The 14,117-nt window shown below is 65.7% G+C and carries 6 protein-coding genes; 5 read left to right on the top strand and 1 reads right to left on the bottom strand.

Translation table 11 applies throughout. The features are described 5' to 3' along the window. Positions 1-326: 326 nt before the first annotated feature. The 5 genes from H3Z74_RS24065 to H3Z74_RS24045 all read left to right on the top strand — a co-directional run bounded on the left by H3Z74_RS24065 (position 327) and on the right by H3Z74_RS24045 (position 10,488). Entirely contained in the window at positions 327-3,983 is a 3,657-nt protein-coding gene (locus tag H3Z74_RS24065; protein WP_187761969.1) for a DUF4132 domain-containing protein, read from the top strand. Then, the gene (locus H3Z74_RS24060) at positions 3,983-5,077 is read left to right on the top strand and encodes an ATP-binding protein (protein WP_187761968.1); all 1,095 of its coding nucleotides are present in this window, start codon (positions 3,983-3,985) and stop codon (positions 5,075-5,077) included. Before H3Z74_RS24065 ends, H3Z74_RS24060 begins: the two co-directional genes overlap by 1 nt. Next, entirely contained in the window at positions 5,032-7,440 is a 2,409-nt protein-coding gene (locus tag H3Z74_RS24055; protein ID WP_187761967.1) for a DUF5682 family protein, read from the top strand. The genes H3Z74_RS24060 and H3Z74_RS24055 overlap by 46 nt, the downstream gene beginning before the upstream one ends. Before the next feature lie 73 nt (positions 7,441-7,513). Next, positions 7,514-8,572 carry a VWA domain-containing protein gene (locus H3Z74_RS24050; RefSeq protein ID WP_229726785.1) on the top strand — a complete coding sequence of 353 codons (1,059 nt, stop codon included), beginning with the start codon at positions 7,514-7,516 and terminating at the stop codon, positions 8,570-8,572. Further along, a complete protein-coding gene (locus tag H3Z74_RS24045; RefSeq protein WP_187761966.1) occupies positions 8,569-10,488 on the top strand; it encodes a hypothetical protein in 1,920 nt (639 codons plus the stop codon). Before H3Z74_RS24050 ends, H3Z74_RS24045 begins: the two co-directional genes overlap by 4 nt. A 96-nt stretch (positions 10,489-10,584) precedes the next feature. Here the strand turns inward: H3Z74_RS24045 and H3Z74_RS24040 are convergent, their stop codons facing one another. Then, the gene (locus tag H3Z74_RS24040) at positions 10,585-13,956 is read right to left on the bottom strand and encodes a DUF4132 domain-containing protein (RefSeq protein WP_187761965.1); all 3,372 of its coding nucleotides are present in this window, start codon (positions 13,954-13,956) and stop codon (positions 10,585-10,587) included. Positions 13,957-14,117: the final 161 nt, after the last annotated feature.

Below are 14,117 nucleotides of genomic sequence, written 5' to 3'. Positions count from 1 at the left end.
TCCGGGGCGTTCTCTCCCGGTCGCCATATGGATTATTCTAGGATGGCATTTGAGTTTGAGCAAATCCCGCTCCCTCCGTGAACAAGGTTTTCCGCGCTTGCCGGTCGACGCCAGCGACGCTCACGGCAAGCGGCCGGAAGAGGTCGAGAGCTGATCCGATCCTATCGCAACGCGACCGTGCGGATTGATCAACGAAAGGGATGGTTAGGAACCGCCGTATCGGTCTACCTAGAACGCGGCCTAGCAGGGGGAAGCCATCAATGGTCGAAACACTGTTCGACAGGTTGCGCCGTGGGATCGGAGCTTTGACAGGTAGCACGGTCTCCGTGGACATCCGTGGTATCGGCGATCCGGCACCGCGCAACGGAGCCAAGATCGCGCGCCGTGTCGCGAAGCATTTCGATCGGCTGGGCAAGGCGGCTCCGGGAATCGAACGGCAAATTGGCGCTTATGTCGCATCTGGAGATGCCAGTTCGGTGCTGTCGACGCTCGCCACGGGCAAGGTGCAAGCCATTTGGGCGCGACGAATGCGCAGCTTTCCGCCGCGAGACGAGAGTGGGCTGTTCGCGCCCGGCGTTGAATGGGATGCAGCACAGATGCGGCGGCTCGGCGAAGCGCTGAGCGCACTGGAGGCCATACAGCATGACAGCTGGTACTTCGGTTCCAAGAAGTCGCCTGAATGGCTGCGCCAGGTCACGACGCAATGGCTTGGTCATGGCCGCAAGGATCAGTCACTCGACCAACTCGCTGCGCTGGCTGCGTTGGCAGATCTGGGGTTGCTGCCAGTCCTCGACATTCTGTTCGGCAATGACGTGGGAAATTATCGCGCCGAGAATTGCGTCGAACGTTTCGCCGGCGTGATGCCCTGGCTTGGAGCGCGGCACGATGCCGTCGTCGCGGCACTGCCCGCACTGGGCGCGGACCAGCGCGCAGAATTTGCAGCGGCGATGGGACGCCTCAAGCTTGCCGACGCTTTCCTGGAGCCGCTGGCCGAGCTCGCGACCGGGTCGTCGAAAAAGGCGCGTGAAAGCGCCAGGCAGGCGCTGACCGGCGCCGATGCCGATCTCCTCCGCGCGCATTTGGCGGCACGGTATCCGCAGGCGACACCCGCTGTACGGGCCGAGATGGTCGAGCTGGTTGCTACAAGCCTGGGCGACCTGGCCGCCGGATTGCTGGCGGAATGGAAGGCCGACGAGACGGCTCCACGCGTCCTCGCGGCGATTGAACGGGCGACGGGAAGTTTCGCGTCCACCACCACCGAAGCCGGTGCTGCCGGACCCGGCGACGGTCCCGAAGGCTACACCGCGGTCGACGGAAGCTGGGTGGCGACGCCGCCGCGTCCGATGATTGCCGAGGTCACGCCTATTCCCGATGAGGTGCTGGCGCTTCTCCGGCCAGCGGCGGCGACGTTCAACGTAAAGCTTGCCGCGGCGCAGGCAGAGGCGTCGCGTGAACGCTGGCATTGGAGCCGCCAGTTCAGCAAGGTGGGTCAGGCACAGTTCGACATGATCCGCAAACTTGGTGAGAGCGCGTACCAGATCGGCAACCAACAGAACACGTCACTCGGCTGGATCCGCTCACATGAGGGCCGCGGCACTGGCGTGGACGCGTTTTTCGACGATCCGCGGCTTACCCTCTGGCACAGCGTGCGCTTTGCGCTGGCCAGCACCAACGGGTATTTCGCCACGGTCTTCAGTGACTGGGCCGGCCCCCCGGGGAATGCACTCGCGCGGCGGATCGCCGCAGGCGCCGACATCCGCGTGGTGCTGGACCTGTGGACGCGCTTCGGCGGGCGTGACCCGATCGCCGAGCATCTCGGCGCAACATGGTACCAGCCGTTCCTTGAGCAGGACTTGCCGTTCTGGGTCGCGCTGTGCGACCGGTTCGACCTGCTCGATGAAGCGTTCGGCCTCAAGCCCCGCTCCGAAACCCGCGCTTTCGCCGTCCGTGCCGCGCTCGACCTGCTTGCCTTTTTCCCCACGGCGCCGCGCCGCTACCAGCAGCCGCTGATGCTCCTGGCGAGTGGCAGTAGCGCGACGTTGCGCGCGCGCGCCCGCCAGTTACTGCGAGCGGCGCCAGGGATCGATGACGCGATCGCCCGCCTGCTCGACGATGGACGCCAAGATGTCCGTGCTGGCGCCGCCGAATGGCTCGCCCAACGCGAGGCGCGCGATAAGATTGCGACGCTGCGCCGCGTGCTGAAGAAGGAAAGAAGCGAACTTGCGCGCGCAGCGATGATCACCGCGCTCGAGCGATTGGGCGATGATGTCGGCGATTTCTTCGACAGCGCGGCGATGATCAAGGAAGCCGATGCCGCGCTCGCCAAGGCGACGGACAAGGCGCTGACCTGGTTCCCCTTCGCTCAATTGCCGGCATTGCACTGGCGCAACGGCGAGACGATTGACCCGCGCATTCCGCAATGGTGGGTGACGCTCGCGGCCAAGCTCAAGCAACCGGGCGGTAATGCGTTGATCGACCTTTGGCTCGACCGGCTGTCGCCCGGCGACGCACATCGCCTGGGCTGGGCGGTGCTGACAAGCTGGATCGAGCAGGACATTCGGACCTGCACCGAGGAGGAGGCCAATCAATATGCCGCGGCCAATGTTGCAGCGACGCTGCGGCAGAATATCGATACGGTGAAGCGCTATCCGCAGGCGGCCGATTATTATGCGACCGATCGCGACACGGTCTTCGCCCAGCTAAGGCGCGTGAAGCTCGGCACCTATCTGGGCAGCGCGGTGGACAGCAAGGGCATCCTGGCGCTCGCCACCCGCGTCGATGGCGCTGATGCGGCACAGAAGGTCCGCCCCTTCCTGAAGGAGCATGGCGCACGCACGTCACAGGCCAAAGCGCTGCTGGAGATGCTGGCGAGCAACCCCGCCAGCGCCGCGCTGCAGCTCGTGCTCGCAGCCGCCAATCGCTCGAAGCAGCGCTCGGTCCAGGCGCATGCCGGCACGTTGGTAGAATCCGTGGCCGACCGGCGCGGCTGGAGCGCAGAGGAGCTGGCCGACCGTACCGTGCCTACCGCTGGGCTCGACACTGATGGCGCGATCGATCTCGATTGCGGCCGCGACCGCACCTACGCTCTCCGGCTCGACAGCGCAGATGGCCTCGTTCTGGTCAACGCCGATGGCAAGGAGGTAAAGGCGCTTCCCGCACCCCGCATCGACGAGGAGAAACCGCTGATCGAGGCCGCAAAGAAACTCGTCTCGACCGCGCGCAAGGAGAGCAAGCAGGTCTTCGCCAGCCAGACCGAGCGGCTACGCGAGGCCATGTATCTCGGACGGCGCTGGCGCCTTGAGGACTGGGAAAGCTTTCTCGCCGCGCATCCATTGGTCGGGCGGCTGGCGCGCCGGCTTATCTGGTTGGGGGTCGATGGCAACGGACGGGTCGCCGGGGCTTTCCGACCGCTCGGCGACGGCTCTTATACCAATGCCGCAGACGAAGATGTGGCGCTCGCAGACTTCGCCGAAGTGCAACTGGCGCATCGTTCGCTCCTCGAGGACGGTGCGATCGGCGCCTGGCAACGGCATCTTGCGGACTATGAGGTCGCGCCGCCATTCGACCAGGTTGGCCGCGCGCTGCCCGAAGTGACCGAGGCGATGGGCGGCAGGCAGGAAATCCGCGACCGCGAAGGCTGGATGATCGAGACTTTCAAACTGCGCGGCATCGCCACCAAGCTGGGCTATGTTCGCGGCGCCGCGGGCGATGGCGGCTGGTTTACCAGCTATGAGCGCCCTTATCGCAGTGCTGCGATCGTCGCGGAAATCGAGTTCAGCGGCAGCCCGCTGCCCGAAGAAAACACGCTGGCAGCACTCCACACGCTCAGCTTCCGCGTGCTGCGCGACAACGGCTATCACGGCCGTCAGCTCACGCTGAAGGAAGTGCCGCCAGTGCTGCTCGCCGAGACGTGGCAGGACCTGTACGATATCGCCGCCAAAGGCAGCGGCTTCGATCCCGACTGGCAAAAGAAAGTCCATTGATGGCCGAGCAACAGATCCTGCGGCCAGCCGCCGAGGCGCGGTACGCCGCCGAACTCGCCACATTGGCGGCCAGCGATACCAGCCCGCGCCCGCAGGGCTGGCAACTCTCGCCGCGCGCGGTGCGCCGTTTCCTTCTCGGCGATCCCAAACAGGGTATCTCGCGCAAATTCTATGGCGACGATCCGTTGGTCGACCGCGCGATCGTCAGCCTGATGAGCCAGCAGGGGCTGATGCTGGTGGGTGAGCCGGGGACGGCAAAGTCGCTGCTCTCCGAACTGCTCGCGGCTGCCATTTGCGGCACTTCCGGGCTGGTGGTGCAGGGATCGGCCGGAACCACCGAGGACCATATCCGCTATGGCTGGAACTACGCCCTACTTCTCGCCGAGGGTCCGAGCGAACGAGCGTTGGTGCCCTCGCCGGTGCTCAATGCGATGCGCAGCGGGCGGATCGTGCGCTTTGAGGAAATCACCCGTTGCCCGCCCGAGGTGCAGGACGCGCTGATCTCGATCCTGTCGGAAAAGGCGCTCGCTTTACCCGAACTCGGGCCTGATGCGGTCGCCAGCGCCGCGCCCGGCTTCAACGTGATCGCCACCGCCAATCTGCGCGACCGTGGCGTCCATGAAATGTCGAGCGCGCTGAAACGCCGCTTCAATTTCGAGACCGTCCATCCCATCGCCGATCCAGCGTTCGAGCAGGAATTGGTACTGCGTCAGCTCGGAGAGCGGCTGGGCCCTGCCGGCGTCAAGGTGCACGGCGAACGCGATGTCGCCGAAATACTGGTGCGCGTCTTCCAGGACCTGCGCACCGGCCGCACTGCGGAGGGCGCAAGCCTCAACCGCCCCGACGCAGTGATGTCCACCGCGGAGGCGGTCAATGTCCTTCACGCCGCCGCGCTGGAGGCCGCCTATCTCGATGATGGCAGGCTCTCGGCGGCGCATGTCGCGCGGCAGCTACAGGGCGTGGTGCTCAAGGATTCGCCTGAGGACGGCAAGCGCCTGCGCGCCTATATCGACCATATCGTCAAGGAGCGTGCCGGGCGGTCGGGGCCGTGGAAGGAATTCTACCAGGCGGCACGGTCGCTCAAGCTCGGCTGACCGGCGTGGACGAAGTGCCCCTCCACGATCCGACGCGTGCGCTGTGGGTGGTGCCGATCCGGCACCATAGCCCAGCGTGCGCTGCGCAGCTGGAACGGCTGATCGCGGCGGTGCAGCCGGTGGCAATCCTGGTCGAGGGGCCATGCGACTTCGATCCGTTGATCGAGCAGCTATGCGATCCGCGTACCCGCGCGCCGGTTGCGATCGTCTCGCTGCGTGAGGCCGTAGCGGGCCAGGCGACGCGCCGCGTGGCGAGCTATTTTCCCTTTTGCGCGCACAGCCCGGAACTGGTTGCGCTGCAGGCGGCCGCGGCGCAGGGGCTGCAAGCCCGCTTCATCGACCTGTCCTCGACCGCGCGCGAGATGGTGTTCGACGACGCGGGTGAGCCAGCGCGCTCGCTGCTTAGCGATGAGCACCCATTCGACGTCGGCGACTATGTCACCGCACTCGCGCGCGAGCTAGGGTGCCGTGATGGCAACGAAGTGTGGGACCAATTGTTCGAGGCTCGCATCGCCGATTCCGATTGGCAGCGCTTCTTCGCCGATGTCGCGCGCTATTGCGCCTGCATCCGGACCGCGACCGATCCGGCGCAGCTGGAACGCGACGGCACGCTGGCGCGCGAGGCGCAGATGCGCGCGATTCTCGCCGAGACCCGCGCCACCGCCTCGGGTCCGATCGTGGCCGTGGTCGGCGGCTTCCATGCCACGGCATTGTTCGAGCCCGCCACGGCTAAGCCGGTGGCAGCGCGCGCCGATGCCGGGCGATCCTATCTGATTCGCTATGGCATGCGACAGCTCGATGCGCTGGGTGGCTATGGGGCAGGACTTCCTCTCCCCGGCTTCTATGACCGGCTCTGGCAGGTCCGCGACAGTGGCGGACAGGGTCTCGCGCTCGCGCTGGTCGTCGGCTTCGCTGCGCATCTGCGGGCCAGCGGCAGCGCGGGGGCGCCGTCATTCCCGGTGATCGCCAACGCGGTCGAACAGGCCGAGCGCCTCGCGGCGCTGCGCGGACGCCCCTTTCCTGCGCGCGATGACATTATCGACGCGATCCGCTCGAGCTTCATCAAGGGTGAGATCCCAACCGAACATGTGCCTTTGCTCAACGAGCTCAGAGCATGGCTCACCGGCACGGCGATCGGCGAGGTGCCCCCCTCGGCGGGATCGCCACCGCTCGTCGAGGCGGTCCGCGCGCAGGCACGGTCGCTGGGCTTCGCCGTCACCGATGGTGAACGACGGAGCCGCGAGCTCGACATCTACCGCAAGCCCCGCCACCGCGCGGCAAGCCGCTTCTGCCATGCCATGGCGCTGGTCGAGGCGAATTTCAGCCAGCGCACCGCCGGGCCCGATTTCCGCAACGATGTTGCGCTCGATCGGCTGCACGAGATCTGGTCGGTCGCCTGGTCGCCGCTGGTCGAATCCAGGCTGATCGAATTGTCCGAAGCGGCGGATACTCTGGGCGAGGCACTGGCGTTCGTCCTGGCCCAGAAGCTCGCCGAGCTTTCCGAGCATGGCAAGGGGCGCAGCGCACTCGCCGCGATCGACCTTTTCTCCGCTGCCTGCCGCGCCGGGCTGGGCACCGAAGCCTATGCGATCCTCGCACTGGTCGAACAGCAGGTGATCGAGGACCCGCAATTGGGCTCGGTCGTCGCGGCTCTGACCGATCTCGTGCTGCTGCGCCGTGGCCGCGAGACGCTGGGAATCGTCGAGACCGCCCCGCTCGACCATCTGATCGGTGCCGCGTGGCGGCGCGTGCTGGTGCTCCTGCCCGGATTGGCCGATTTCGGGCCGGAGCAGGTGCGAGATGCAGTGAGCGCGCTGGCCGATCTGCGCGGACTGATCGAACTGGCGCGTTCGTCGGAGACGCCGATCGAGATCGCATTATTCGATGAAGCGCTCTCCCGGCTGCAGGCCCAGCCGCTGGCACCGATGCTTGCGGGCGCGGTGATGGCTTTCGTCGTGATCGACGGCAAGACCGATGCAGACGAGTTGAAGGCCCGGCTCAGCGGCGAACTGGCGAGCAGCTATGTCAATCCTGCCGAACGGCTGGCGTTCCTGGGCGGCATCATCGCCATCGCGCGCGAACTCCTCTGGACGTTGCCGGAGATCGTCGCGACGCTCGACGAACTGATCGCGGGCCTCGACGAGGAGGGGTTCCTGGCGCTGCTGCCGCACCTCCGTCTCGCGCTGATGCCGCTCGATCCGCGCGAGATCGACCGGCTGGCCGAGGAAGTGGCGATCCGCATCGGGGCGCAGCCGGGGCAGTTGGCCACAATCGTCGATATCTCCGAGGCCGAGCTTGCCGCCAATCTCGCGCTCGACCGCGAACTGGTACTCGTGCTCGCGCGCGACGGCGTTGGTGCATGAGCGACCCTGTCGTCCTAAGGCGCTGGCGGCTGGCTTTGGGACGCTATGCCGATCGCTCACTCCCCCCGATGGGATGACTGGAGCAGAGCGCCGTGCCGATAGAGCGCTCGACTATCTCTATGCCCGCGAGATGGAGAAACGCGGCCTGCGACGAGACAAGAATGGCGGGGGACGCGGTGGGTCGCTCGATCCAAGCCAGCTGACGCCGCTCGGTTGGCTCGGCGAGTTGCGCGATCTCTTCCCTCAGTCGGTCTGCGAAACGGTGCAAGCGCATGCGATCGACAATCTCGGCATGGCGGAACTGGTCAAGGATCCTGCGGTGCTTGATGCGCTCGAGCCGAACAAGGACCTGCTCAAGTCGCTGATCGCGTACAAGGGGCTCGCCGATCCGGCGATGCGCGAGAAGATCCGCGACGTGGCGCGCAAGATCGTCGAGGATATCGTCCGGCGCCTGCGTCCGCGCGTCGAGGCAGCGCTGGCGGGGCGCCCCAATCGCTTCCGTCGAAGTCAGCTCAAGTCGATGCAGAATTTCGACTGGCGCGCCACGATCCGCGACAATCTCAAGAATTGGGATGCGACACGCGGCGTGATCGTCGCTGATCGCCTGCGCTTCTATGGTCGCAGCCGGCGGCGACTGCCTTGGACGATCATCCTGTGCGTCGACCAATCGGGGTCGATGCTGGCTTCCACCATCTACGCCGCGGTCATGGCCTCGATCCTCACCGCCCTGCCCGCGGTCGATGTGAAGCTGATTGTCTTCGATACCGCGATCGTCGACCTGTCCAGCGAATCGCATGACCCGGTCGAGGTCCTGATGTCGGTACAGCTGGGCGGCGGCACCAACATCGCCGCGGCGATGGAGTATTGCGAGAAATTGGTCACCCAGCCGACCCGTACCGTCTTCGTCCTCGTCAGCGATTTCGAGGAGGGCGGATCCGTGCCGCGCATGCTCGCCGCGGCGCAGCGCATGGCATCGGCCCGGGTCACGCTGCTGGGGCTCGGCGCGCTCAGCGATGATGCCGCCCCGGTCTATGACCGGCGCATGGCCGAGCGGCTGGCAGAACGCGGAATGCAGATTGCAGCGCTCACGCCCGACCGGTTCGCCGAGTGGATCGGGAGCGTGATCGCGTGATCGATGCCGCTTTGCGGGTCGGCCTGGCCGCGTTCGACGATGCCGCGCTGGCAACGCTTTCCAACCCCGGACTGGTCCGGCGCGCGCATCGCGACGTCGAAGAGGGTAAGCTGCGGCTGGTCTCCGCCGGCGAAGGCAAGGCAGCGGTCGAGGCGGACGGCCAACTGGTGACGCTCGACGCGCGGGGCCCCCGCGCGGCCGACTGCGCCTGCAAATCGGTCGCTATCTGCCGCCATCGCATCGCGGCCGTGCTGTTCCTTCAGGCGATCGAGGATAGTGCGACCGGGGAAGGAGAGGTCGCGGAGGCGCTGTCCAAATCGGAGGACATTCTCGCCGCGCTGGACCTCACCGCGCTTGAACGCTGGTCAGGCAAGGCCGGCTGGCGTGCGGCGCTGGAACTCGTAGCAACGGTCCAGCAGGTGGAGCCGGCCCCAAACGCCATCTCGGTCGTCTTCGCCGACCTGGACGACCCCATTCGCATCCTGCGCGGCCAGGGTTTTGACGGTATCGTCTCAAAGGCAGTCAAGGCACGCGTAAAGGCCTATCATGCTGCCGCAGTTCTGGCCGCGCATCGCCACTTCGGCGCGACCTTGCCTGAGCCGGTCGAGGATGAGACTTTACCGGCAGAGGTGGAGATCGACTCCGCCTTCCTGCGCCGTGTCGCGGCAAGCCTTGGCGAAGTCGCGATGCTGGGCTTCAACCTCGCGCCGTTGCCGCTCGAGGAATCGCTCTTCGAGCTCTCGGTATCCTCGCGCGCGGACAGTCTGCCGCGCCTTTCGACGATGCTGCGCGCGATTGCCGCGCAGTTGCGGCTGCGACGGCAACGCGCGCTTGCCTTCGACTCCGATCGCATGCTCGAGCTCGCCGCTACTGCCTTTGTTTTGACGCGGGCACTTGCCGGCATCGAGCCCGACCGGCGGGCAAGTCTCGCCGGCAAGGTGCGGCGAGATTTCGCGCCCGCCGCCCCGCTCACACTGGTCGGCTGCGGGGGTGAGCGCTGGCGCACCGATACCGGCGCGCGGGGCGTGACCGCCTGGTTCATCGAGCCGGAGACCGGACGCTGGCTCTCGACCTCCTTGGCGCGTGGGGCGGGCCAGGACCCCGCATTTGCGCCAGCCGAAGCCTGGCGTACGCAGGCGATGTGGCAGGCCGAACCGCTGGCCGTGCTGGCGCATGCCCGGATCGCGCTTGAAGAATCGCGCCTGTCCGTCGACGACCGCCTTTCCGCGCCAGCCAGCGCGCGTGCCGTGATCATCGCCCGCCACGTGCGTCCGGATCCTCGCTGGCCAGGTATCGTCCGCGAATGGAGGGACCTTCGGGAAACCTGGCTTCGGCAGACTGGCCTGGGCCTCGATGCTGGCGACACAGCGGTCGCCTGCCTCTTATCGCCCAGCGCGGTTGGCTTGCCCTATTTCGACGATCTCACGCAACAACTCGTCTGGCCCGTGCGCGATACGGCAGGCGAATGGCTGGCGTTGACGCTGGATCACGAAGAGCCGGTGGCGACCGCCATCGGAGCGCTGGAAGCGCATGTGCGCAGCGGATGGGAAGGCATGGTGCTGGTACGGCTGGTCCGTGCGGGCGAACAGCTGGAAGCGCGGCCGATCACGTTGTTCGGCGCCGACGACCCAGTCGACCTTTCGCTGTGGCGGCGGCCCTATACCCATGGTCGGCAACAGGCTGGCCACGCTATGCGCGGCTGGCTGGAACGGTTGCGGAAAAGCGGCGCGCGGCGTTTCATCCGGCGTCAGCGTGGGGGCACTGAGGCGGCGTTGGCTGCGGCGTGGCGGCAACTGCTGGACCGGGCGGAGATCGGTCCTGCACTGGCGCAATCGCTCGACACCAGATCGCCCGGGGGCTTGCCGCCCATGCCGACCGGCTCGATCATCATGGCCTGCCGGCGCTGGCCGCTCTGATCCGCGGTGTACAGGATGCACCAACGCTTCTCGTCGCGGCCTATGGCCTGCTGGTGGCCCGCCAGCAGCGCTGCGGAGCGCCCTTGCTGCGATAGGTCACCAGGGCGAGAGTTTCTCCCACTCCGGATCGAATGCGCCCCTGGCGGCGACTGCATGATAGTCGGCCCAGCACTCGGCCAGCATCACCGGTGGGACGTCCTTGATGCGATAGGTCCCGCGATGGCCTTGTTTGGTGAAATGAAGTTCCTTGAGTGCGAGCGGGTTGTTCTCGTCCACGGCATGGGAGCCGGTGTGGAAGATCGTGGCGGTGATGCCGTGGCTGGGGAACTTCTTCTCATACTCGTGGCAACCGCCGCCATCGCGCATGATTCGTTCGTAGCCGCGTTTCTCCGCTGCACCCCGGAACGTCAGGCTGTCGGCCTTCCAGCCCTGGCGGTCGAGAATTGCCTCGGCTTCGCCCTGTTCGGCGGAAAGCGGCGCGCGCAGGGTGTCGAACTGGGCGAGGAAGGGTTTGATCTCATAGTCCTTGAGGTGGCCAGCCCAAGCCCGGCAGGTCGCTTCGTCGGTTAACGCGCCATGGGCCAGCCGGACCTTGGCGAAGCCGTCGATATCGACCGGATTGTCTCCGGCATCGGTGAAATCGCCCTCCTGGGTTGGCCGGAATAGCCCGAGCGGATGGCCGTCCTCGTTCAGCCCCTGCCAGACCAGTCGCTCGACCAGCCGGCGCATTACCGGATGTTCATGGAAGGCCAACCGCCAATCGGCCACCGGCCAGGCGCGTTCGACGCACATCGCTTCGAACAGGCGGGTACCTTGAAGTTCGATGACCTGTGCCAGTTCTTTCTTGGCCCCGGCGAAGGCCTTTTTCGATTCCCGGGTGGCTTCGTCGTCCCCTGCGGGCAGGCTCTTCACCGCCTTGTCGTCCGGATTGAACAGATGGATCGCCAGCATGGCATCGAGTCGGGCGGTGTAGAGCTTCCCATCCTCGCCGCTGGGCAGTTCCAATACACCGTCGTCATCGAACCCGGCGCTGGGCACGGTGCGGTCAGCCAGTTCATCGAAACTCCAGCCGCGATCTTCGGCATAGCGTTCGGCGATCTCGGCGGCGCGGGCCTGAGTGCTCTTCTGCTTGAGCCGGACCGAGGCGGCGATCACCACTTGCAGCGCCACGGGCTGGCCGATTCCGGCCAGCACTTCCAGCAGCGCCATCGCTTGGTTGGAGCGTCGCCCATGCTTCTTCAGGAACCAGCGTACCCGGTTGGCGGCAAAGACTGGATCGGCGCGGCAGGCAAGGGCGAGCATGCCCTTGGCCTCGGAGCCCGAGTTGAGCAACTCGCCTGTTTTTTCCCGGGTCATTTGCGCGATCACTTCCTCGCGCAATCCGGGCGGCTTGGTGTAACGGCACAGCCACGAAAAATGCTGCTGGTAGTTCGCCATGGCGTAGGCAGTGGCCTCTTCGAGCGACGAGGTGTGGGTATCGAAGGCAATCCAGGCATCCAATACCCAGTTCGAAAAGGTCCGTGCATCGTCTTGCAGCAACTGGTCGAGGTAGATTCCGAACTGTCCGCTGGCGGCCGGATCCTTGAGCCGGATCGCCAATGCCAGCCAGTGCTGCACGAGCAACTGCGGAACGGTGGAGCCATCGCGGAAGTGCGGTGCGGGAAGTCCGTTGGCGGTGAGCCAGGCGGGCAGGTTCGGCGCGGCCTTGGCGAAGGCTGCTTCGGCCTCGGCGATCAGCGTGAGAGGGCCAATCACGTCGGAAAGGTCGAAGCCCATGCGCTGCAGGCTTTCGATCAGCGCCGCGCGAACCGGATCGGATTTCTCGTTCTTCAGGCGCTTGCGCAACGCGCCTTCGCTGGCCGTCGACCGGATGTCGGCGAGCCATGTCGCGGCGTTGCTCCGCACCAGCTGGCGCTTGTCGTCGAGCAATGCCTCTATGCGTGTTGTCAGATCTCGGCCGTCGCGAAGCAGCGCCATGGCCCGACGTCGCAGCGGGCGTTTTTCCGACACTGCGATGTCCAGAAGCTTTGCGAAATAGCGTTGCGGCATCCGCGGGAGCAGTTCCAGCGCCTCCAGCGCGCGGTCGAGCGGGATCGGTTTTTCGGCCGGCTTCAGGCCCAAGGCTTCGTCGAGAACGCCCATGTTGCCGGCTAGCCAAGGCCAGACGGCGCGCGGATCGAGATCCCGGAGCGATTCGAATACGCTGCGGCGGTCGTAACTCAGCTGTTGCCGGTTGAGAATTTCGCGCAAGTGCAAAGCCGGGTTGAACGCGGGATCGTTCGCCGCCTGCGAAAAGGATAGTCCCGTCTTTGCCGCGTGATTGGCGGTTTCGATCTCGCGCAGCCCAATGCCATGGTCTGCAATCCAGTGGCCGAGGCGATCCAGCGCGAACCGCTCGCTTTCCCGGATATAGGTGTCGGCACCGGTCAAAAGGCGCATTTCGCTGTAACCATTGGCCATCAGCGCCCGCAATGCCGCGCCAACCGGCAGCCGTCCGAGATAGCCCGCATACCATGCACGTCCGTCCTCGCGTTGCCTGATAGCGCTGACGAGGGCGTAGGTCGTGCCGGGACGCAGTGGCGCCCCCTGCGTCATCAGTTCAAAGGTCGCGTCGATATCGTTATCGTCAAGGCGATGAAAGAAGCGGGTTCGGTCGCAGCTCTCCTCGGACAGGCTGGTGCGATGCGCAACGATCGCCTCGACGATCCGCATGAAGGCGGCGCGGTCCTCCGCGCTGGCTGAGCCCGTCTCGGGCTCGCCCAAATCCGCGAGCGGGGGCAGGGTCACGAAGCTGCCGTCGATAGCGGCATAACCGGATGCATTGGGTTGGCCATCGATGGGCGGCGCTTCCTCAACCGCGTCGACCTCTAGGATTGCCTGAATTGCGGCTTGCACCTTGGCCGCCTTTTCGACCTTCGCGCGTTCGGCCAGAAGGGCGAGAATTGTTGCCGCGCCATTGCGTCCCGCTGCTTGGACAAGGCCGTAACGCGTATCGATATCCGCCTGCGGAAGGTAGCGTTGGAGCCAGTTCAGGAGTTGTTCCGGGGCGAGCCGGGCAAGCGCGGACGTAGCGATTTCGCGGTCATTTTGATCGAACGGCCGGGTCAACATGGCGACCAGGACCGACTCGATCTCCGGCGCCGATGTTGCTTTGTGATATTCGGCCAGCTTTACGCCGTTTGCGCGGGGCCTCGGTTCGGCAAGGCGCAGCGCTTCGGCAAAGGCGGCGGGATAGGTGTTGAGATAACCGGCAAGGTCGTCGCTGGCGGACCAGCTGCCGACCGATTGCGTAACGAACTCGCTTTCCGTTCGACGCAGGATCAGCGCAAACAGGTCCAGCAAGGTGCCGCCGACTTGCCGGAAATGGGCAAAGGCGGTCTTGAGTGGAATCACTTCCTCCCACTTAACCTTGTAATTGCCCTGCATGAGAGACAGCCCGTGATACAGCATTTCGTTCAGCCCGGTCACCGCCAGTTCCGCGTCGGTCAGCTGCTTGTTCCACGGCGCCCTGACATATTTGGTCGCGATGCGGACCTGGAGCAGACGCAACACCTCCGGTCCTGGCTGGATTTCGCCCCTGACCAGCGCCTGGCTGGTCTTGCCGAGCATAACGGAAAGTGTCGGCTCGG

The sequence above is a fragment of the Sphingomonas alpina genome, from assembly GCF_014490665.1.
In the GTDB taxonomy this organism is placed as follows: Bacteria; Pseudomonadota; Alphaproteobacteria; order Sphingomonadales; family Sphingomonadaceae; genus Sphingomonas; species Sphingomonas alpina.
Note: the sequence above shows the minus strand (reverse complement) of the source record. Positions and strands in the feature narration are given on the sequence as shown.